Origin of the sequence: Holdemania sp. Marseille-P2844, assembly GCF_900120005.1 — a bacterium.
GTDB lineage: Bacteria > Bacillota_I > Bacilli_A > Erysipelotrichales > Erysipelotrichaceae > Holdemania.
Map to the genome: position 1 here is coordinate 378,572 of NZ_LT635449.1, position 21,463 is coordinate 400,034.

The window sequence follows — 21,463 nt, forward strand, 5'->3', positions numbered from 1 at the left end:
GCCGCAGCGCCAATCCGATCATCGGCGGGCAGGCTGAACAGCGACGCGATATCCGAACTTCGGCTTGCTGAGAAGCGCCATCCCGTAATCCGGCAGCTCTTCAGCCAGCAATTTCAGCTCGGTGCGCACCGTCCGGTCGGACAGATCCAGCTGTTGAGCGATAAAGGAAGCCGTCGTGTATGTTTCTTCTTCCAGATATTTTAAAATGGCTTTCTGCCGCTGGTTCAGCATACGATCACCCCTTCTTTTTAAGAGTATCATGAAATTAATTCATTTTCCAAGAAAACCGCTGATTTTGTACCGCAGTTCTCTTCTACAAAAAATCAAGGAGATTGAGGAACAAAAAAACAGTGAACGTCAGCTTGACAAAAAGAAATCTGCGGCTTAATATTAAATTAGTTTTAAAAAGTGTTTAAATGTTGTTCACCCTTAAAGGATAAAGGAGGCTTTCGCCATGGCCGATGCCGGAATGCTTAAACAGATTAATCTTCAAAAAATCCGGGACGCATTTTTAATGGGCGGACCTTTCAGCAAGACCGAGCTGGCGGAAAAAACCGGACTGAGCTTTCCGACGGTCGGCAAGATCGTCGATGAAATGGTCGCCGCCCGGCAGCTGCAGATCGCAGGCACCGGAAGTTCCTCAGGCGGCCGCTGCAGCCGGATCTATCAATACAATGCGGATTACCGCAACGCGATCGCGATGATTCTGGAAGGTCAGAATCTCGACTGGTTTATCCTCGACAGCCTGGGTATGACGAAAAGCCAGGGCCGGATCGAAATTGACTCCGATCTGTTTGATACCCTCGTGGGTCTGCTTCTGCAGGCCCGCCGTCAGGAACCTTCGCTGTGCTGCTTCTGTCTGGGCATCGCCGCCAATACCAACGGTGAAACTGTCCAGCAAAGTTTTGAATATCCCCAGCTCAAAGGAATGAATCTGTTAAAAGAACTGGAATGCGCCAGCGGTCTGAACGGCACATTGGGCAACGACATGTGGATTTCCTCGGAAGGCTGCTGGCAGCGCTGCCGGATGAACGATCATACGACCCTGATCAGCTTCTATCTGGGCAGCTGCGGGTTTGGCTCCAGCTTTGTCGTCGGCGGCAAAACGGTCAAGGGCGCTCATCAGGTTGCCGGAGAAATCGAACTGCTGCCCTGGGTCCGTGAAGCCGGACTGAATGCGAACCAGTGGCCGGATACGTTGCCGGAATCCATTCTGCGCTGTATCCTGACCTACGCCATCATCACCGATCCGGATTTCATCCAGCTGTATACCCATCCGTTCTTCGTCGATCACTTCGATGAAATTCAAACTCAGCTCAACGCCTGCTTTGCCCCAGTTCAGCCGCCGGTATTGCTTTTGTCGGATGATTTCCGTGCCGATTATGAAATCGGGCTGAGCCGCCGGGCAATGCAGTTAATGAATCAGCCGGAGGTTTGCGCATGAAAACTTATACGCATCTGGTCTTCGATATCGATGGGACGCTGCTGAATACCGAGCAGGCGGTGCTGCACTCCCTGCAATGGGCGCTGGGCCGTCAAGGAATCGCGCTGAGAACCGAGGATCTGCGGTTTGCCCTGGGCATTCCCGGAAAAGACGCACTGAGACGGTTTCAGTTGGATCATCCGGAACAGGTGCTGCGGGAATGGGACGCAAAATATACAGAATTTCTCCAGGAGGTTACGATCTTCGACGGAATTATCGAGCTGCTTGGGACCTTGCGCGATCATGGCATAGCTCTGGGCGTCGTCACTTCCAAGACACAAATCGAACTGGCGCAGGATTTCAGCGCCCTGGGCTTAGATCAATATTTCGAACTCATCGTCACGGCCGACGACACCGTTGGACATAAGCCGGACCCCGAGCCGATGCTGAATTATTTGAAACGCAGCGGCGCAAAAGCCGAAACCACGATTTATATCGGCGATGCCGACTACGATCTGCAATGTGCGCTGCGCGCCGGATGCGATTGTGCGCTGGCTGGATGGGGGCGGAACGACCGGCCGGCCACAACCCCGACCTGGTTTCTGCCGCAAGTCAGCGATGTGCTGAAACTGGCAGGTCTGAATGCATCTTCCTCTCACTAAATCTATTTATTCCGAAACAGAAGGCGGATCTGACTGAATCCATAAGCAGTCCTCCCGGTTCGTCTGTCTGTTTGACAAAAAGCCCCGGGTGCTTACCCCAGGGCTTTTTTCTTATGATTTCTAAAACAGGATCCACTGAAGCGCGATCGCTTGCCCGATCCCTTTCAAAGACCGATCAGTCAAACACAACGATTGCTTCCGGCCGTTTAATCCGCAGCGCCAGTGTTTCCAGAATCCGGAAGGCATGATTGAAATCCTTCGTTTCCAGATAACCCGTGCTCAGATCCAGACCCAACGCCAGATCGACATTCTCCGGCTCCGCCGCGATCAGCAGCGCATGATTCTGTTTCAATACCGGTGATTTGAAGACGGATCCGCCGATCAGCCGTGCGATCCGGTCGACTTCCAGCATGCCGGTACCCGGCTGAATCCGCTGTAAATCCAACATTCGATCCGGACTCAGCAACAGCGTAATACCGCTGACATAACCGCGGCTTTCCAGCTCGTTCAAGCCTTGGGCAATATCCGCAAACGCATTCTCACTCTGGCTCCAGTCGCCATGAGGCAGATGCACAGTTCCTTCGGTGTTGACCAGTCCGGTTACTTCCGCCGCCGGATTCCCGAAGAAAATCAGCTCGTCTTCCCGCCGGGCCAGTCTGCGCGCCGCATCCAGAATCCGTGAACGATCCAGCGGCATCCCGCTTTCCACGCTTTCCAAATCACGCCACAATAAAGTAAAATCCTCAAACAACTGAATTAACGGCTGAAAACGGCGGCCGCGGATCTGGCCGATGCCCGCTTCCAGTTCTTCCTCCATCGCGGCGCTGTCAACGATCACGCTCTGCGCACCCGCCCCCAGCGGACCGGCCAGCGATAAGAACCGGCGGCCAATCAACAACTTCCGGGCAGTTTCAATTACGGTTTCATCAATCTGCTTCCACAACGCCGCATTGATCGGCGCGGATTCTCTGCCTAACACATCCATCATCAATTCTCCTTCCTACTCCTTGAGCGATCCGACCGTCAATCCGGTCTTCACCTCAGTGTTTTTGACAATTCCCAGATCCTCCAGCATTTCCCTGACCTCGGATTCACCGGCTAAGAAATGATCGGTTTCTGATGGATCCAGATAACGCATCAGGGTGATCAGTTCGCCCATGTGCGCCTTTTCCTCATCGCGGATATCCTCCAGCACCTTTTTTGCGGCAGGATCGTCCGTCGCTAAAATATGGGATTCGTACAGATAAATTGCTTCCAACTCGCCCGCGATGTCGAGGCGGATCGCCTGCATCAGTTCGGCGTTGGTCATCTTTCGGTTGACATTTCCTTGAAATGGATTCGCAAAGTTTGGCATGTTCATCCCTCCTTGGCTTTATTAAACCACAAATCCGTTCGTTTTACAATAGCGATAATCATCATCATTTTAACTTTGTTTTATTTTCTGCAGCAATCATAAAATAATTTTCATCAATTTAAACATTGCTTTGCTTTCCATCCGCGCCGATAAAAAAAGCCAGATTCCTGCAAATCGCTGCTGCACTGAAGGCACAAGCGGCATCGGGTTTCTCCGGCTTTCTTGAATATGAAATTTCAGGCTTTGGCCTTGATCCGGTTTTGATGGATTCTCCTCGATGGTCAGGCTGCCTGATCCCGCCACCAGACGCGGACTATTTCAACGGCGTTGGTCGCCGCGCCCTTGCGCAGCTGATCACCGCAGCACCACAGCGCGATGCCCTGTTCACTGGCAAGATCCCGCCGCAGCCGGCCGACCTCAACCATGTCCTGATCCGTACAGGCCAGCGGCGTCGGGTACGGCTGTTCGTTGAGGACGACGCCCTCCGCTTCCGTGATCGCCTGACGGACTTCATCCAGACTGACTTCCCGCTCGGTTTGCAGCGTGATCGACTCGGAATGACAGCGCAGCACCGGCACGCGGACGCACGTGCAGCTGACCCGCAGCGCCGGATCGTGAAGGATTTTGCGGCCTTCGTTCTGCAGCTTCATTTCCTCCGAGCTGTAGCCCTGTTCATCAAAGCCGCCGATCTGCGGAATAAGGTTGTACGCGATCTGAACCGGGAAGGTTTCCGCTGTTACTGACTTTCCCGCCTCCAGCTGGGTGATCTGGCGTTTTAATTCCGCTAAACCTGCAGCCCCGGCGCCGGAGACTGCCTGATAGGTCGAAACGATCATCCGTGTAATCCGCGAAAGCCGGTAAATCGGTGCAACCGCCATCAGCGCGATGATCGTTGCGCAGTTGGGATTGGCGATGATCCCCTGATGCGTGCGGATATCCTGCGGATTGATCTGCGGGATGACTAACGGCACATCTGAATCCAAGCGGAACGCGCTGCTGTTGTCGACAAACACCGCGCCCGCTTTGACGATCACCGGCGCCCAGCGCTTGGCCAGCTCGTTTTCTACGGCTCCCAGAACAACGTCGACGTCCGCGAAGCTGTCCTCATTGACTGCTTCGATGGTCAGCGGCTGACCTTTAAACATCAAGGTCTGGCCGGCGCTGCGCGGACTGGCCAGCAGCTTTACCGGTCCGATCGGCCAGTCGGTTTGTTCTTCCAGAACCAGAAGCATCGTGCGTCCCACCGCACCGGTAGCGCCCAAAATGGCAATTCGACAGCTTTTCATGCCTGCATCCTCCCTGCTTTCGGCGAAAACGCCGCGTATAAGACCTGAATTGCCCGGCTGAAGTCTTCATTCTCCACCCCGACGATGATGTTGATTTCATCCGAGCCCTGGGCGATCATCCGGATGTTGATCTGATGCGCGCCCAGCGTCTGAAACAGCTGGCCGGAGATGCCGCATTGCAGCGCCATGTTGCGGCCCACGACGGCGATCAGGCTGAGATTGTTGACAACCTTGATATCGTCGCATTCGCACACCTGTTTTAACTGCGCCGCGATTTCATACAGACTGTCGGCAATGGCGGCCGTGGAAACGACGATTGAGAAATTATCAATGCCCGATGGGACATGTTCAACGCTGATCTTATATTTTTCCAGAACCTCCAGCGCCCGCTTCAACAGACCGACCTCGTTGGACGCGTTGTGGCGGTACATCGTGATGACCGTGAAATCCTTCTTCCCGGCGATCCCGGTGACAAACCGCGACCGGTCTTCCAGTGCCGGATCGACATGATCGACGATCTGGGTGCCGGGATTGTCCGGTTGGTTTGTATTGCGGATGACGATTGGAATGTTCGCGTCCTTGACCGGATAGATCGCGTCCTCATGCAGGACGTTTGCGCCCATATAGGAAAGCTCGCGCAGTTCGCTGTAGGTAATCCTCTCGATCTGAACGGGATGGTCGATGATCCGCGGGTCAGCCATCAGAATCCCGCTGACGTCAGTCCAGTTTTCATACAGCCGGGCGGACAGCGCCGAGGCCATTAAACTGCCGGTAATATCCGATCCGCCGCGGGCCATGACCTTAATCCGGCCGTTGGGCAGCGCGCCGTAGAAGCCGGGAATGACGAACCGGGGCGTCTGCTGAGCCTGCGCCCGGATCAGCTGGCGGGTGACGTTGTGATCGATCTTGCCGTCATAGCCAAACCGGATCACCTCAGCCGCATCGACAAACGGCCAGTCCAGATACGCTGCCATCAGCTTCGACGTCAGCCATTCTCCCCGCGATACCAGCTCGTCCTGGCTGATTCCCTGACGCATTTTTTCTTTCAGCTGGGCTAAGGGTTCCTCCAGATCCAGACTTAACCCCAGCGCATCCCGGATTTCGCAGAACCGCTGGCGGATCAAATCGAACAGCGGCTCGCAGGAAACGGAATATTGCAGATGCGCGTGGCATAAATAAAGCAGATCCGTGATTTTATTATCGGTTTTTGTGCGTCTTCCCGCCGCACTGCAGACGACGATCTGACGCTCGGGATCGGACTTCACGATCGCTTTGACTTTTTGAAACTGACTGGCGTCGGCTAACGAGGAGCCGCCGAATTTTGCGACGATCATGCTTCTTCCTCCTGGATCCGCGCGGCAAACAGCTGCGGATCAAGTGTCCGGGCGTGAGTGATTAAAGCTTGAAGTTGCCGGCTGTCCTCCATCTGCGTCCAGAGCTGAACACGCCCTTCGCTGCGCCGGATTTCTGCGGTTACTCCGCTAAAAAGCGGGGCGGTCTGGTCGTTGGTTCCCACATAATAGCGAGCATCCCCGGCGGCTTCGCTGATTTTCATTTCACGCAGCCGCAGCGGCGCAACCGGACACCCCTTTACTATTTCCAAAATGTCGGTGAGCACGGCGTGTGCCGTCGGCGGTCCGCCCGCCCCCTGACCGATCAAGGTCAGCTCGCCCAGGCTGGCTGTGCGCAGCACGCCGGCGTTGAGATTATCGCGGATCTGCGCCAGCGGTGCGGATGAGGGCAGCAATACCGGCTCGACGCGAGCCTGAATTCCCACTTCCGTTTTCTTTAAGACCGACAACAGCCGGCAGCGTTTCTTTTTCGCTTCAAACGCCTGAATATCCTGATTCGTTAACCCCTGCAATCCCTGTACCTTAAACTGATCGCGCAGAAGCCGCCCGCTGAAAGCACAGCCGGCACTGATCATCAGCTTACGCGCCAGATCTTCCCCTTCCAAATCCGCACTGGGATCCGCTTCCGCATAACCTAAACGCTGGGCTTGAACGATGCCTTCGCTTAACGACAACCCATCGCGCTCCATGTGATCGAGGATGTAATTCGTCGTTCCATTAAAGATCCCTTCGACCGCCAGAATCGGATCGGTAGCTTTTAACGCACTGATCGTCCGCAGCCAGGGAATCCCCCCGGCGACGCTGGCGTCATAACGGAACTGGACCTGTTGCTTCTTTGCCAGTTCCAGCAATTCCCCATAATGCGCCGAAACCATCGCCTTGTTGGAGGTCACGACCGATTTGCCCGCTTCCATTGCCCGCCGGCAATAATTCCACGCCGCCTCGGCCCCGGAAATCATTTCAACGACAATCTCGATTTGCGGATCCGCTAAAATCGCCGCGTAATCATAAGTCATGGCCGGATGGGTCAGCGGATGCGGCTTCCGGATCAAAATGGCCGCGGCCTGCAGCGTTGGATCATGACGCTTCTCAATCTGTTCCATCAGGCTGCGGGCAACGGTACCCCAGCCAAGCATTGCGATTTTCAAATGAATTCCCCCTTGCGTGTATCCAAAATAAATACACTTGTTTTTCATTGAAAGACATTGTATCATAGAACTGTTAAAAAATTCAAGAGGTGGACACATGAAAAAACAGTTATGCAGTACGCGAGGTTCGCATATTGAAGGGGATTTCTGGACGGCGGTCAGAAACGGCGTGGCTGACGACGGCGGCTTAATCATCCCGACCGACTGGGAAAACCGGCAGATCGACGTGGAGACCCTGCCGCTCAGTTATCTGGCCATCGCCCAGGCTGTGCTGGCCTGCTTTACCGACGGATTGGACGCCCCCGCGCTTCAGGCTCTGCTTCATCAGGCTTACAAGGGACGCTTCGACGCGGAGGACATCGTGAAGCTTTCTCCGCTGGGTTCCGACTTTTTACTGGAGTTGTATCACGGACCGACGGCAGCGTTTAAGGATATCGCGCTGTCGCTGCTGCCGTTATTTCTGGCGGAAGCTTCCCGGCGGCAGAGTCAGCCGCAGAAAACGCTGATCCTGACGGCAACCTCCGGCGATACCGGCAAAGCGACGCTGGAAGGTTTCAAAAATCGGCCGAATTGCGAGCTGCTTGTCTTTTATCCTGATCATCTTGTCAGCGAAATCCAGCAGCGTCAGATGGTCAGCAGCGAAGGTCGCAACGTCGGCGTGTGCGCGATCCGCGGCAATTTTGACGACGCCCAGAGCGCAGTCAAGCGCTGCTTCGCCGATCCGCAGCTGCGCACCGCGCTCAACGCTTGCCAGCTTGAGCTTTCCAGCGCCAATTCGATCAATATCGGCCGGCTGGTTCCACAGATCGTCTATTATTTCTGGGCCTACCGCCAGCTGCGTCAGCAAGGCGTGCTCACGGCTGGGCAGACGTTGGATTTCAGTGTGCCGACCGGAAATTTCGGCGATATTCTGGCTGGCTATTACGCCAGGCAGATGGGTTTGCCCGTGGGCAAGCTGATCGTTGCAAGCAACGCCAACAACGTCCTGACCGAATTTTTCACTACCGGCCGCTACAACCGCCGGCGGACATTAAAGAAAACGACGTCGCCGTCGATGGATATCCTGATTTCCAGCAATCTGGAACGCCTGTTGGCGCATGAAACAGGACTGGATGGCCAACAGGTCGCGGCCTATATGGAGCAGCTGCAGAAACAGGGAGTATATCAGATTGACTCCGCGTTACTCCGCCGCCTGCAGAAACAATTTGCCTGCGGCGACTGTACCGACGAGCAGGCTGCCGCAACCATCCGGCAGGTCTATGCCCAAAGCGGTCAGGTCCTCGATCCGCACACCGCAGTCGGCGTGCACGTCCTGCGCCGGCTGCGAAGTGAAGGATTTGAAAAAAATCCATGCGTTGTCCTGGCGACCGCTTCGTGCTTCAAGTTCAGCAAGGACGTCTATGAAGCCTTGTTCGGTGCGGCTGAAATGGACGAGTGGATGGCGATGGAACAGTTGAGCAAACGCACCGGAATTCCAATTCCCGCTCCGTTGCAAGGCTTGCGGGACAAACCAGTTCGGCATACCGATCAGATCGAAAAGGATGCGATTCTCGATTACGTCCGGCAGAAAGTGCAGGCGATGAATCATGATTAAAGTGACCGTACCGGCGACGACCGCCAATTTAGGCCCCGGCTTTGATACGCTGGGACTGGCGCTGGACTTACAAGCCAGCTTCACTTTCACCCCCGCCGCGCAGTTTGCGATTACCGGTTGTCCCCGGCGTTATTGCAACGAGAATAATTTAGTCTGGAAAGCCTACTGCCGTTTGTTTCAAAAGCTGAACGAGAAACCAATCCCCGTCCGGATCACGATTGATTCGCCGATCCCGGTCAGCCGCGGTCTGGGATCGTCTTCCGCCTGCATCCTCGCGGGCCTGTGCGGGGCGAACGCGCTGTTGAACGAGCCGGTCTCCACGCTGGATCTTCTGCGGCTGGCCTGTGAACTGGAAGGTCATCCGGATAATGTCACCCCGGCGTTGTTAGGCGGATTGAAGGCCGCGCTGATCGATCAGGACTGTCTGTTGACCGCCGACTTCAGCGTCAGCGAACGTCTGCGGTTGGCCGCGCTGGTCCCGGACTTCGAACTGGAAACCCGCCGTGCCCGCCAGGCTCTGCCTCAGAGGATTCCTCATGCCCAGGCCGCGGGCGCTCTGGGCAAGCTGGCTTTTCTATTAAAAGGATTGGAAACGGCGGACAGCGCGTTGCTGGAAGCGGCGATGAACGAACCATTGCACGAGCCTTACCGCATCCCGCTGATTCCGGAATATGCGGCTGTAAAACAGTTATGCGTCGATCAGGGAGCCGCCGCGGTAATGATCAGCGGTTCCGGGCCGACGCTGCTGGCCTTATTTCTCGATGATCTTCCGGAAGCTGCCCTTTCGTTAAAGCTCAAAACACTGGATCATCATTGGCAGCTGCTGCCCTGCCGCGTCCAACAGGAAGGCGTCCGTATTGAATGCAAGGAGGAACCCTATGAGTGAACAATATCTGATCGTCAACACGAAAATCCTGCCGGATTTTTACGCGAAAGTTGTGGAAGCCCGCGATCTTGTCGAACAGCACAAAGTAAAAGGGGTCAGCGAAGCTGTTCAGCGCGTCGGCATCAGCCGCAGCACCTATTATAAATATAAAGATTCGATCTTTTCTTTCTCGGAAAACGCGCGCGGCCGCAAAGCTGTGTTAAGCATGATCCTGACACATCAGCAGGGCGTGTTAAGCGAGGTGCTCAACGAACTGGCGGCCCAGCACACCAGCGTGCTGACGATCAACCAGTCAATTCCGATTCATGATCACGCCTCGGTCAGCCTCTCGCTGGATATCTCAGATCTGGATTGTTCCATCGACGAAGTGCTGCGCAGCCTGAAAGAGAAAAAGGGCGTGACCAACGTCCGCCTGATCGACCTGGAATAAAAAAACTTCCTTCCGCCAGAGCGAAACATGTTGATTATCCTTGATTCTGGAAGCTTCCGATTGCGGAACCTGCATTTCCGGGATAGAATAAAAGTCCGGACAGTATATCAGGGGAGGGTAAGCGATGACGCGAGGTATTCTTTTATTTGGTTCTTCCGGTTCAGGAAAAACCACGCTGGGCAGGATGACGGCCAGTGAACTGGGTTATCCCTATTTTGACATCGACGATTATCTATGGCGCAAAGACACGCCAGTTCCGTTCACGCTCATGTTTTCGCGAACAGAAAAAGCCGAACGGCTGATGCATGACATTACTCCATTCGATCATTTCGTCATGGCTGGATCAATGGACAGCTTCAATGCGCCGTTTGTACCGTTGTTTGATCTGGCCGTGCATGTCGACGCTCCGGCCGAGCTTCGCCGGCAGCGTCTGCACCAGAGGGAACTGGAAGCCTTCGGCGCGCGGATTCTGCCGGGCGGGGATATGTTTGAAGCGCACCAGCGTTTCCTGGCGGATTCTGACCGCTACGAAACCGACGGTTCTCCCTGCCGCAAACGGCATCTGGAATGGGCGGCCAGTCTGCCCTGCCGCGTGCTTTATTTAAACGGCGCCAATCCTTTGTCAGAAAATCTGAAGCTGGTCCTGAGCACGTACAACGAGCTGATTCACGCTTCTGATATCGCAGAGATTCCAGTTGAACACATTCGATAAAATGAAAAAAAGAAATTGCCCCTTGGAAAATTCAATCCATTCGGCAATTTCTTTTTTTGTTACTTTAAAACAGATTCGGAAGGAAACAGAATGTTTTTGTTTTACTCAGCGTGTTCCAGCGCCAGCGTCTTCGTCGTGATATCGCAGACTTCAGCTGGTCCGTAATACTGGATCGCGCCCGGATAAACGAAGCTGGTTTCCACAGCCCATTCCTCACGATGAGCCTCAAAGAATTTAAACGGCTTGCCATCCAGCTCGACAAGTGCTTTCTTGATGACCGGCTTGTCTTCGCCATGTCTTCTTTCGATGTTCATCATCTTCGTGATCGGCATACCGCCCGCTGTCCATTCGCTGGCCGGCTTGGACAGGTTGGAGATCTTTGACAGATACCCGTTATAGCCATACTGGATCAGCATGAACGCATTATATCCCAGCGAGTAGCAGTAGTCGGAATCAAAGTTAGACGGGAACGCGCATCGTCCTTCATAGCCTAAGAAATGATGCAGCGGGCTGAATTTTCCCTTATACGTTCCGGCTTTCTTTCTTTCATCCAGTTTATCCTTGACTAACGCCGAGAATAATTTTTCCGATTCGATCAGAGAAACCTGGACGTTGCCGTGCGGATCGCGTTCCAGGAACAGCTGCTGCTGGATGTTTTCCGGCAGGATCGCAAAGACGCCCATGGATTCTTTCGTCAGTCCTTGTTCAATGAACGCATACTTTTCGCTCCACGTCGCCAGCGCGTTGAACGCGTCAGCCTTGCTTCCGGCGAGAAGTTCGTTGATTTCCTGAATTAACGCAGAGAATTCCGGTACGAATTCAACGACGCCTTCCGGAATGATCGCAACGCCGAAGTTCATGCCCTTTGCCGCACGCTTTTCAACGGAATCCGCAATGTAATCCGCAATCTGCGACAGCGACATTTTCTTTTCCGATACTTCTTCGGAGATCAGACAGATATTCGGCTGCGTTTCCAGCGCGCATTCCAGAGCGACATGGGAAGCGGAACGGCCCATGACTTTGATGAAATGCCAGTATTTCTTCGCGGAATTCGCGTCTCTTTCGATGTTGCCAATGATTTCGCTGTAAGTCTTGGTCGCCGTATCAAACCCGAACGAGCATTCGATGTCTTCGTTCTTCAGGTCGCCGTCGATCGTCTTCGGGCAGCCGATGACCTGAACGCCGGTGTCATGCGCCGCAAAGTATTCAGCCAAAACCGCCGCATTGGTATTGGAGTCATCGCCGCCGATGATGACAATCGCCGTAATTCCATGCTTCTTGCAGACATCCGCAACGATCGCGAATTGTTCGCTAGTTTCCAGCTTCGTTCTGCCGGAACCGATGATATCGAATCCGCCCGTGTTGCGGTACTGGTTGATGTAGGCATCGTCAAAAATCAAATAATCGTCTTCAATCAAACCGATCGGACCATTCTTGAAACCATAGAGAACATTTTCTTTATTCGCAGCTTTTAAAGCATCATATAAGCCGCAGATGACATTGTGTCCGCCCGGAGCCTGACCGCCGGAAAGAATCACGCCGACGACCTGTTTCTTCGTTTCCGCCGTGTTCTCACCCTGAACAAATGTAATTTCTTTTTTGCCGTATGTGTTTGGAAATAAGCGTTTGATTACTTCCTGATCGGCTGCGCTTTGAGTTTCTTCGCCTTCCTGAACCCCGATATTGGCAATGCCATGTCTCAGCATACCTGGAAGTTTCGGTGAATACTCATATCTAGCAGATTGTAGTGATGAAATTTTCATAGTTAATCTCCTTCTCATCTTAGATACATCGTAATTTTAAGATATTTAACCTGAAAAGTAAACCGGTATTCGCGTGTTCAGCGTGACAAAAGACACAAAAAAGGAACATCCGGAAGATTTGATCGCCGGGGTCCAATTTCCCGGCGATATTTCTCAATCTGGTACTTTTATTTTTAGACTAAACTGGGGATTATTATGCAATAAAAAAAGCCTTTCAGAAAGGCTTTGCGAATAAGTGGCAGGGGTGGAGAGAATCGAACTCCCATCAAAGGTTTTGGAGACCTCTGTTCTACCATTGAACCACACCCCTAAAAAAATGGTGACTCGTACGAGATTCGAACTCGTGAATGACGCCGTGAAAGGGCGCTGTGTTAAGCCACTTCACCAACGAGCCATTTTTTCCGATTGCTTTGTAATAATAGCATAAACTTTTTATGATTTCAACAAAAAAATAAAAAAACGAAGGCAGAAACTTCGCTCCGCCTTCCGCCTTCAGTGATTTTGTTTCCGTAACATCCGATTCTGTTCCCGGCTGCCCTTTTTAAACTTGGCTTTCTGGAACATCTTCGGCAGGATCTGCCAGTCCAGATACACAATCAAGCCCGGCAATGCCGGCAGGAATCCCGGCAGCAGAAAGAAGACTGCCACCGGCACCGCCAGCGTCAGCACCGCGATAGACAACGACTCCAAGAAACAAGTAAACGCCAGGTCCAGCGCCTTCGCCAGCGCTGTTTTTACTGTCAGCCCGGGAACTTCCGCCAGCAGTGCAAAGACCATCAACAATTCAAAAAAGACAAGCCCAAGCCCAACCGCAGCCACCGTGGCCCCCAGCACATCCTGCGACGATTCGCCGATCCGATAATAAATCAAATCCCACAGCAGCACCGCGATGACAACCAGATGGATCAGCCAGATCTTCGTGGCTAGCGGCCAATGCTGACGAAACGCGGCGAAAAAGGATTTTATCACCGAGCGGCGATCTCCCCGCACATAACCGCTCATCGAGGCGTTGAGCGCCGTACTGGAGGCGCCGATCGTGACGACAGGCAGACTGCAGATCAGCCACAGAAAGCCCAGCAGCACGATGTTCATTACCCGGTCGACGCCGGTCCAAAATAATTTTTCTCCTTTTTCGCCCATGTTCCACTCCTCTTTCAGGATTACCCTATTTAAATCAGTTTAAAATCTGTAAGGAACCCAGTCCCAGATTTTCTGTCGACTGCGCGTCAAACAGGATATACCGATCCCCTTCAAAACCGAAGTGAATGACGGAATCCATCGCGAAGTCGATGCTGCCGAAGGCCACCGCCGACAACGTGATGTCCTTGACCGCCAGCGACAACGTTGTTTCCATCCCGCTTGGCAATGAGGAAACAACCGTGCCTTCGATGCCCTCGTCCGCGCTGACTTTAACAAATTCCGGTCTTACGCCTAAAACATAATCCCCTTCCGCCGGCAGCGCCAGCGGTTGGTTCGGCGTGAAACGAACCGAGAAATGCCGGCAGGTCAATTCGACTGCCTGATCCTTTTTGATCCCGTGGCAGGAAATGAAATTCATCGCCGGATTGCCCATGAAATCAGCGCAGAATAAATTCGCCGGTTCACCATACAACGTCAATGGCGGACAATACTGCTGCAAGACGCCTTCCTTGATCAGACATACCTTCGAGCTCAGCGTCATCGCCTCCGACTGATCGTGGGTTACATAGACAAACGTCGCTCCGGTCGCCATGTGCAGCCGCTTCAGTTCAGCGCGCATGTCGTTGCGCAGCTTGGCGTCCAGGTTGGACAGCGGTTCGTCCATCAACAACACCCGCGGGTTCGGGGCTAAGGTCCGGGCGATCGCAACGCGCTGCTGCTGACCACCCGACAATTCAGACGGATAGCGCTGAATGTATTCTTCAATCCGCATCGTCTGGCAGATTTCCTTCACCCGGGAGTCGATCTTTTCCTTCGGCCATTTCATGTTTTCCAAACCAAATGAAATATTTTTATACACCGTCATGTGCGGCCACAGGGCATAGTTCTGAAACAGGAAACCGACGTTGCGCTTATCCGGTGAAACATTGACGCCCCTGGCATCGGAGAACACCAGCTGATCGTCGATGTAGATCTCGCCTTCGCTCGGCGTTTCCAGCCCGGCGATCATCCGCAGCGTCGTCGTTTTGCCGCAGCCGGAAGGTCCTAAAAGGGAAACGAAATCCCCGTCCTTAATTTCCAGATTCAAATGATTTACGGCAACAGAATCCTTGCCAAACCGCTTTGTAATATCGACTAACCGTATCGTCGGCATGTTAATTTCCTCCTCCTACACCCTTTTCAATCGAAGCTCCGGTCAGCTTTTCCACAGCGAAGTTGACGACGAGTACGACGAAGATGATCAACAGGTTGATCGCGTTGGAATACTGCTCCCAGCCCTTTTCATCATACATGAATAACAACGTTGTCAGCACGCGGTTATTTGCGGTGACCAGAATCACGTATAAGCTCAGCTCACGCATGCTGGAAACAAACGGCAGCAGATAGCCGGAGACGATCGTCGACTTCTCGATCGGCACGATGATCTTCGCCATCCGTTTGACCCAGGGAATGCCCTGAATGATGCCGGCCTCCTCAATTTCCGGCGACAGCTGCAGCATCGAATTCACACCGGAACGAGAGGCCATCGGCAAATATTTGACCGTCCCGATCAGCGCCAGAATCGCAAAGGTGCCGTAGAGCGACGGAATGATCCCGTGCGGCCGTGAGAACATCGACAGATAAATCGCCGCGAAAGCCATTGACGGAATCAGATATGGGATAAACGTCAGGTTTTCTACGATCTGACTCAGCTTGCTTCCCCGCCGGCGCACGATCGCATAGCCGGCCAGAAAGCCCAGCGTACCCGCGCCCACCGCGACGATCGCCGAAAGCTTCAGACTGTTGAACAACGTCTTCCAGACATCCGCGTTGATCAGGATTCCGGCCTTGTCCATGACATCGTTGCCGCCCTTGGAGCTGCCGATCCAGAAATCCAGCGTCATGTTGGACAGACTGTAATTGCCTTTAATAATGATCAGCGACTGCAGTAAGAACGAGATCAGCGGGACGACCGACATGCACAGCACCAGACACAGCACCAGCACTGACAATAGACTGCGGGCTTTCTTTAAATGGAACAGCGACACGTTGGCGCTTTTGCCCGTCACCGTCGCATAGGATTTGCGCTTGCCGATCAGCTTCTGGTTTGCCAGCATGATCAGCACGCTGATGATGATCATGACGATCGCCAGAATGTAGCCGACGCCCGGGTTGGTTCCCTGCAGCGCGGCGTACAGCTCGGTGGTCAGTACGTAATAACGCACCGGCAGACCAAGGAACTGCGGTACGGCGAATGAACTCATCGCGCTGGAGAAGACCAGAATAACCGTGCTCAGCACGGCCGGCATGACCATCGGAATTGTAATCCGCGTAAACATCCGCAAGCGTTTGGTTTTCAGAATAACCGCCGCTTCCTCCAGATTCGCATCCATGTTGCGCAGGATGCCGCCGATCAGGATATAGGCGAACGGCGCATAATGCAGCCCGGTGACCAGAATGATCGGAAAAGGTCCGTAAGCGAACCAATTCGGCGTCGCGATCCCCGTCAGTGCCGTGAAGATGCCGGTCGCCCCGCCGACCGCGGCGTTTTTAAAGAAATTCTTCCAGGCTAACGCCAGCGTCCAGCTTGGCATGATGTATGGGAAGATAAACAGCTTGGTCAGCACTTTTTTCCAGCGCAGATCGCTGCGGGTGACCAGCCAGGCAAAGCCTCCGCCGATTAAAATCGCGACGATGCAGGCGCTGATCGAACAGATCAGACTGTGGGCCAGCGGTTCATACAATAAGGATTTACTGTAAACGCTGGCGAACGTGCGGTTCCAATGATACGCTGTCAAGCTACCAACCGCCTGATGGACGCGGGATTTCTCAGCGGAATGGACCAGGAAGGTATCCTTCACGATCGAAAACAGCGGAAAGACGACCAGATAGGTCAGAACGATCAAAAAGAGCACCAACAGGATGTTATAGGGTTTGCTGAAGAATGTCTTGACTTGATTGAGCTTTCTTTTCATATTCCCCTCCCTAAGAGTGAGAAAGGCTGTGATGGCGAACACCACAACCTTCCGAGAGCTTTCTTATTTGATCAGATTGATGAAGTCTTCAACATCCGCGCGGTGCTCGGAGCAGTAGATCGGATCTTCTTCGACCAAGATCGATTTCCATTCCTTGACCGTCTTGTCACCGTCGGTAACTTTCAGATTGGTATTGCCGGAGTAATCGCCGAAGCGGCCGGTCATGCCGTTGTAGAGGGAGCCGTCGTTGATCTTCAGCTCCCCGTTGCCGAACCAGCCTTCTTCCGTGAACAGCCAGCACAGGAACGCCTTCGCCATATCCGGGTTGTCGGCATTGCTTGTCAACAGGCCGTAGATCGGATAAATGAAGCCCGCAAACGGCGTGACGCTGGAGGCAAAGCCCAGCTTGTAGCCCTTATCCAGATTCTTCTTATATTTGTTCAGCGTGATTAAGGCCGACCATTGCTCGCTCTGACCTTCCGCGCCGATTGCCTGGGCGATATCGCCGTCCGAGGAGCCGACGACCAGACCGTTGTTGTAAAGCATCTTGATCCACTGGTAACCGGCGTTCGGGCAATCGCTGTCCAGCACCAGATCGGTTCCGTAGTAATCTTTGTACGCCGCTTCCAGCTTGGCCGCATAGTCATCGGAAGTGATCTGCGTCAGGAAGTCCATGTTGACGCCCTCGCTGTACGGATCCTTCATCTGAACGGTGCCTTTGTATTGCTCGTCGGTGACATACCAGATATTGCTCAGGTCTTCTTCCTTGACGTTATCGCTGTTGAAAATGAAGACCTTGTTGCAGTAATCGTAGACTAACAGCGGTTCTGTATCCGCGCCGACCAGATCATAAATTTCCTGATTGTACCAGTTATAGACGTAGCCTTCCTCGACCAGATCGGACATGACGCGCGCGCCGTCCTGGATGAAGATGAGATCCGCGCCTTCAGCGCCGGAGGCAACTTCCTCCGCAACCTGAGTGATCTGGTTGGTATCGCCGATCTGCGTGCATTCAAATTCAACGTCTAAGTTATATTTGTTCTTAAACGCTTCGCAGCCGCTGACGACGACGGAATGAGTGGAATAGACCGTTACTTTCTTGCCGTTCTCAATCCCCTTCTGCAGCAGTTCCTCAAAGGTCGACTGATCGATTCCCTCCGTGGACTCGCCCGGTGTTTGGGCATTGTCCGGCTGCTTCTCCGGTTCCTTTGTCCCTTTGTCTGAGCATCCGCTCAAGGCTGCGGCACAGAGAAAGAAACAGCACAGGACAGTTAAAACTTTTCTCATGTTTCCTTACCTCCGACGGTTATGTAACCGCTTTCTTAAATCCATCTTAAAACTAATTTTTTTATTTTTCAACGATTTGAAACCAATTTGTGAAATTATTTGGAATAAGCAAACAATTACCACATTGTTCTTACTAAATTTCAGGCTTTATTCCTATTTTTCGATGATTTTACCTGTTTTCAGGAAATTTTTACCGGATTCATTCCCTACCTCTAAAAAAATTCTAATTTATTTTTAGATTCAAACAGGAAACGATGCGAATCTCTGCTCTCTTTCTGGATGCGGCAAACCCCAAAGCCGTTGAAAAATGAAGGCGATTTCGCACTTATAGCCTAAATTTTTTTTATGTTTTAACAGACGCTTCGGCGTTGATTTGCAAAGCTTCGTCATGAAGTCTTCATTGTTTTCGTCGGCTTGCGCATTGTTTTCTCGCCCCATTGCCGATATAATTAGGCTGTGGTTCAACACTGAGAAAAGAAAGGAGTCGTATGAAGAGTGAACTTCATACAGGAATTCAATGAGTAAAAAAAGAAAAGCGAAAAAATCCGGGATTTCGGCCGGAGCGCTGAGCGGCATCATTCTGGTGATGGTGCTTGCGGGTGCCGGGATTACCGGGACGCTGGCGCTCAATTCGATCTACCGCGGGCCATACAAAGCGTACACCCGGCATCTGTTGGAAACGATGGACGAAGGCAGCCTGCAGTACAAGGCCGCGGGGTTGTTCTATTCCCAAGCCGAACTGGATGCGATCCGCAATCCGCAGCTCACTGACCAGAGCGAACAGTCTGCCGAGGTTCCCAGCGCTGATCAGGACGCGATCGAGATCATTGATCTGAAAGGCACGACCTTTGAAGGCAAGCTGATGATCGTCCACGATCCATCCCGCGTCTTCGTCGCCTGCAATCCAAATATGGATTCCGGAGCGCCGGGCTATTCCGTCGAAAAATACATTCAGGACAACAACGCGATCGCCGGGATCAACGCCGGCGGCTTTGAGGATGCCGGCGGCAACGGCAATGGCGGCACCGCTTACGGCATCGTCATTCACGACGGCAAGCTGATCAGCGGCACCCCCGGCGAATTCACGCCGGTTATCGGCATCAACAACGCCAATCAGCTGGTCGTTGGCGATATGACCGCTCAGCAGGCGCTGGATTATGATATCCGCGACGCCGTAACCTTCGGTCCGGTCTTTATCAAAAACTGGGAAGTCGTCTTCGAAACCGGACGGCATCCGGGCCTGAATCCGCGTACCGTGATCGGTCAACGCTACGACGGCGCGTTCCTGTTGATGGTGCTGGACGGCCGGCAGCCGAGCAGCTTCGGCTCAACCTATCAGGACATCATCGACATCATGCAGCAGTATGACGCCGTCAACGCCGCGAATCTGGACGGCGGCAATTCCACCGTCATGGTCTACGACGGAGAAACCCTGAACACCACTGTATCGATCAAAGGTGACCGCCGCGTGCCGACCGCCTTTATCGTGAAATAGGAGAAACCGCAATGAGTAAAAAACAAGGAATTCCAACAGGCACTGCCCTGGCGATGATCGGACTGATTCTCGCGATCGTGATCGGCGCTTCCGCCGGCGTGCTGGCTCTGGTCAACGGCAAGATGAGCGCGTATGAAAAAACAACGCCCGACGCCGCGCTGCAGGCGTACATGAAACAGATTGAAAAGCAGGATTATACTGAACTATATCAACAGTTCCAGACCCGTACCGGCAGTCTGAGCAGCGAAGCTGATTTCACTGCGGCGATGAATACAATCTACGGCGATGTTGACTTTAAAGATCTGAACTATGTTAAAGATGATAAATCCGCGGAAGGGTATGAAGGCACCTATGGCGTCTATTCCAAGGGCAGAAAAGTTTCAACGCTGAATCTGCGCAAGGAGAACGAGACTTGGCTGGTGGAAACCGTCATGCAAAGTTCCGGCAACCTGAGCTATCTGATCGACGCCCCGGCAGAAGCGCAGGTCAAGGTCAACGGCATTCTCTTAGGCAGCGACTACGTTAAAGAGACCAAGGTTCCGGCCGGCACCTTCGACCGCTACAAGACCAGTTCCGCCGCCCCGACCGTCACCCGTTATCAAATCAGCGAACTGATGTCCCAGCCGGAGATCACCGCCGAGGGCTATGTCGTTGTCAAAGATGCCTATGAAGAGCGTTTCTACGTTGGCCAAGCTGCCAGCGGCGAGATCAAAAGCGCAGGCGAGAAAACGATGACGGCGATTGCCGAAGCGGCGGCGCGCTATGCCACCGGCGACGGCGGCCTGGGCACCTTGACCGGCTACTTCCTGTCCGGCAGCGAATTTGCGGCCAAGATCCGCACGATGGACAACCAGTGGTATACGGGACATGCGGGCGTCAAGTTTGAAAATGCCGAGGTTCTCGATCTGATTCAGATCGGTGAGCATGATCTGGTCGGCAAGGTCATCTTTGACTACACTGTATTGAGCAACACGTATGGCAACCGGACTTATCACTGCGGTTACCAGATTGTCCTGACCCACAGTTCAGGCAGCTGGAAAGCGATCGACCTGGTCGTCAACAACGACCTCAATCCAGCCAACAATTAATTCAACAAAACACTCAAAAAGCGACAAATGTCGCTTTTTTTGATATCTCTGCTGTGGTACATTATAAGTAATGAAAGCCCTTAACAAAGGAGGAACAAGCATGATTGATTATACAGAAGGTTCAGGGAAACAATATCACATCGGCGTTGGGAAAGGCGAGGTCGGCCGCTACGTTTTACTGCCGGGCGATCCGAAGCGCTGCGCCAAGATTGCGGCGCACTTTGACAATCCGGTACTGGTCGCGGATTCCCGCGAATTTGTCACGTATACCGGCGAGCTGGACGGCGTGAAGGTCAGCGTGACTTCAACCGGAATCGGCGGCGCTTCGGCTTCGATTGCGATGGAGGAGCTGCATGTCTGCGGCGCGGATACGTTCATCCGGGTCGGCACCTGCGGCGGGATGGATCTGGATGTCAAAGGCGGCGATCTCGTCATTGCCACTGGGGCCATCCGCTTTGAAGGTACAAGCAAGGAATACGCACCGATTGAATATCCGGCAGTCGCTGATTTTCAGGTTGTCAATGCGCTGGCGCACAGTGCTGCCAAACTGAATATGCCCTATCATGTCGGCGTGGTGCAGTGCAAAGACGCCTTCTATGGCCAGCACAAACCGGAAGAATTGCCAAATCATGAAGAACTGCTGCGCAAATGGGACGCCTGGTTAAGAATGGGTTGTCTGGCCAGCGAAATGGAGTCAGCAGCGCTGTTTATCGTCGGCGGCTATCTGCGCTGCCGCGTCGGCTCGGTCTTCCTGACGGTTGCCAATCAGCAGCGGGAAAAGGCAGGACTGGAAAATATCCAGCATCACGATACCGAAGCCCCGATCCGCGCGGCGATTGAAGCGCTGCGCGAACTGATCAAAGCCGATCTGGCAGATCAGAAGGCTTAA

The 21,463-nt window shown here is 53.3% G+C and carries 23 protein-coding genes and 2 tRNA genes; 10 read left to right on the plus strand and 15 right to left on the minus strand.

Annotated elements, in window-relative coordinates:
• Window positions 1–18: 18 nt before the first annotated feature.
• A complete protein-coding gene (locus BQ7364_RS04500) occupies window positions 19–231 on the minus strand; it encodes an HTH domain-containing protein (RefSeq protein WP_072683603.1) in 213 nt (70 codons plus the stop codon).
• A 28-nt stretch (window positions 232–259) separates the two neighbouring features.
• Here BQ7364_RS04500 and BQ7364_RS18490 point away from each other — a divergent pair, with 28 nt between their 5' ends.
• From BQ7364_RS18490 to BQ7364_RS04510, 3 genes are all read left to right on the plus strand, one after another.
• Window positions 260–388: a hypothetical protein gene (locus BQ7364_RS18490; protein WP_255370384.1), complete on the plus strand. Its 129-nt coding sequence runs from the start codon at window positions 260–262 to the stop codon at window positions 386–388.
• 66 nt (window positions 389–454) lie between these two features.
• Entirely contained in the window at window positions 455–1,444 is a 990-nt protein-coding gene (locus BQ7364_RS04505; RefSeq protein WP_072683604.1) for a hypothetical protein, read from the plus strand.
• Window positions 1,441–2,085, plus strand: a complete 645-nt coding sequence (locus BQ7364_RS04510; protein WP_072683605.1) for an HAD family hydrolase — start codon at window positions 1,441–1,443, stop codon at window positions 2,083–2,085. Before BQ7364_RS04505 ends, BQ7364_RS04510 begins: the two co-directional genes overlap by 4 nt.
• 175 nt (window positions 2,086–2,260) lie before the next feature.
• Here the strand turns inward: BQ7364_RS04510 and BQ7364_RS04515 are convergent, their stop codons facing one another.
• From BQ7364_RS04515 to BQ7364_RS04535, 6 genes are all read right to left on the minus strand, one after another.
• Complete coding sequence (locus BQ7364_RS04515) at window positions 2,261–3,073, minus strand: family 1 encapsulin nanocompartment shell protein (RefSeq protein ID WP_229100643.1); 813 nt, start codon at window positions 3,071–3,073, stop codon at window positions 2,261–2,263.
• Between the two features lie 12 nt (window positions 3,074–3,085).
• A complete protein-coding gene (locus BQ7364_RS04520) occupies window positions 3,086–3,439 on the minus strand; it encodes a demethoxyubiquinone hydroxylase family protein (RefSeq protein WP_072683607.1) in 354 nt (117 codons plus the stop codon).
• Between the two features lie 96 nt (window positions 3,440–3,535).
• Entirely contained in the window at window positions 3,536–3,742 is a 207-nt protein-coding gene (locus BQ7364_RS17685; protein ID WP_139248557.1) for a hypothetical protein, read from the minus strand.
• Window positions 3,721–4,725 (minus strand): aspartate-semialdehyde dehydrogenase, encoded by a 1,005-nt coding sequence (locus BQ7364_RS04525; protein ID WP_072683608.1) that lies wholly within the window; start codon window positions 4,723–4,725, stop codon window positions 3,721–3,723. Before BQ7364_RS04525 ends, BQ7364_RS17685 begins: the two co-directional genes overlap by 22 nt.
• Window positions 4,722–6,059 carry an aspartate kinase gene (locus BQ7364_RS04530; protein WP_072683609.1) on the minus strand — a complete coding sequence of 446 codons (1,338 nt, stop codon included), beginning with the start codon at window positions 6,057–6,059 and terminating at the stop codon, window positions 4,722–4,724. The genes BQ7364_RS04525 and BQ7364_RS04530 overlap by 4 nt, the downstream gene beginning before the upstream one ends.
• Window positions 6,056–7,225: a homoserine dehydrogenase gene (locus BQ7364_RS04535; RefSeq protein ID WP_072683610.1), complete on the minus strand. Its 1,170-nt coding sequence runs from the start codon at window positions 7,223–7,225 to the stop codon at window positions 6,056–6,058. Before BQ7364_RS04535 ends, BQ7364_RS04530 begins: the two co-directional genes overlap by 4 nt.
• 97 nt (window positions 7,226–7,322) lie before the next feature.
• Here BQ7364_RS04535 and thrC point away from each other — a divergent pair, with 97 nt between their 5' ends.
• The 4 genes from thrC (at window position 7,323) to BQ7364_RS04555 (ending at window position 10,847) form a co-directional block, all read left to right on the plus strand.
• Complete coding sequence (gene thrC, locus BQ7364_RS04540) at window positions 7,323–8,819, plus strand: threonine synthase (RefSeq protein ID WP_072683611.1); 1,497 nt, start codon at window positions 7,323–7,325, stop codon at window positions 8,817–8,819.
• Window positions 8,812–9,705 carry a homoserine kinase gene (gene thrB, locus BQ7364_RS04545; protein ID WP_072683612.1) on the plus strand — a complete coding sequence of 298 codons (894 nt, stop codon included), beginning with the start codon at window positions 8,812–8,814 and terminating at the stop codon, window positions 9,703–9,705. Before thrC ends, thrB begins: the two co-directional genes overlap by 8 nt.
• Window positions 9,698–10,135, plus strand: a complete 438-nt coding sequence (locus tag BQ7364_RS04550; RefSeq protein ID WP_006060701.1) for an ACT domain-containing protein — start codon at window positions 9,698–9,700, stop codon at window positions 10,133–10,135. Before thrB ends, BQ7364_RS04550 begins: the two co-directional genes overlap by 8 nt.
• Before the next feature lie 124 nt (window positions 10,136–10,259).
• Window positions 10,260–10,847 carry a shikimate kinase gene (locus BQ7364_RS04555; protein WP_072683613.1) on the plus strand — a complete coding sequence of 196 codons (588 nt, stop codon included), beginning with the start codon at window positions 10,260–10,262 and terminating at the stop codon, window positions 10,845–10,847.
• Window positions 10,848–10,948: 101 nt separating this feature from the next.
• Here the strand turns inward: BQ7364_RS04555 and BQ7364_RS04560 are convergent, their stop codons facing one another.
• From BQ7364_RS04560 to BQ7364_RS17925, 8 genes are all read right to left on the minus strand, one after another.
• Window positions 10,949–12,610 (minus strand): diphosphate--fructose-6-phosphate 1-phosphotransferase, encoded by a 1,662-nt coding sequence (locus BQ7364_RS04560; protein WP_072683614.1) that lies wholly within the window; start codon window positions 12,608–12,610, stop codon window positions 10,949–10,951.
• A gap of 236 nt (window positions 12,611–12,846) precedes the next feature.
• A tRNA-Trp gene (locus tag BQ7364_RS04565) sits at window positions 12,847–12,920 on the minus strand.
• A gap of 7 nt (window positions 12,921–12,927) precedes the next feature.
• Window positions 12,928–13,004 (minus strand) — tRNA-Glu (locus BQ7364_RS04570).
• Window positions 13,005–13,102: 98 nt separating this feature from the next.
• Window positions 13,103–13,750, minus strand: coding sequence for a DUF624 domain-containing protein (locus BQ7364_RS04575; protein WP_072683615.1), 648 nt, complete (start codon window positions 13,748–13,750; stop codon window positions 13,103–13,105).
• A gap of 34 nt (window positions 13,751–13,784) precedes the next feature.
• Complete coding sequence (locus BQ7364_RS04580; RefSeq protein ID WP_072683616.1) at window positions 13,785–14,903, minus strand: ABC transporter ATP-binding protein; 1,119 nt, start codon at window positions 14,901–14,903, stop codon at window positions 13,785–13,787.
• A gap of 1 nt (window position 14,904) precedes the next feature.
• A complete protein-coding gene (locus BQ7364_RS04585; RefSeq protein WP_072683617.1) occupies window positions 14,905–16,704 on the minus strand; it encodes an ABC transporter permease in 1,800 nt (599 codons plus the stop codon).
• Window positions 16,705–16,767: 63 nt separating this feature from the next.
• Window positions 16,768–17,991, minus strand: a complete 1,224-nt coding sequence (locus tag BQ7364_RS04590) for an ABC transporter substrate-binding protein (protein ID WP_072683618.1) — start codon at window positions 17,989–17,991, stop codon at window positions 16,768–16,770.
• 240 nt (window positions 17,992–18,231) lie between these two features.
• Entirely contained in the window at window positions 18,232–18,429 is a 198-nt protein-coding gene (locus BQ7364_RS17925) for a hypothetical protein (protein WP_159432752.1), read from the minus strand.
• 79 nt (window positions 18,430–18,508) lie between these two features.
• Between BQ7364_RS17925 and BQ7364_RS04595 the strand changes: the two genes are divergently transcribed.
• From BQ7364_RS04595 to udp, 3 genes are all read left to right on the plus strand, one after another.
• Complete coding sequence (locus BQ7364_RS04595) at window positions 18,509–19,486, plus strand: phosphodiester glycosidase family protein (protein WP_083538428.1); 978 nt, start codon at window positions 18,509–18,511, stop codon at window positions 19,484–19,486.
• An 11-nt stretch (window positions 19,487–19,497) separates the two neighbouring features.
• A complete protein-coding gene (locus tag BQ7364_RS04600) occupies window positions 19,498–20,574 on the plus strand; it encodes an NTF2-like N-terminal transpeptidase domain-containing protein (protein WP_072683619.1) in 1,077 nt (358 codons plus the stop codon).
• A 100-nt stretch (window positions 20,575–20,674) separates the two neighbouring features.
• The gene (gene udp, locus BQ7364_RS04605; RefSeq protein WP_200798759.1) at window positions 20,675–21,463 is read left to right on the plus strand and encodes a uridine phosphorylase; all 789 of its coding nucleotides are present in this window, start codon (window positions 20,675–20,677) and stop codon (window positions 21,461–21,463) included.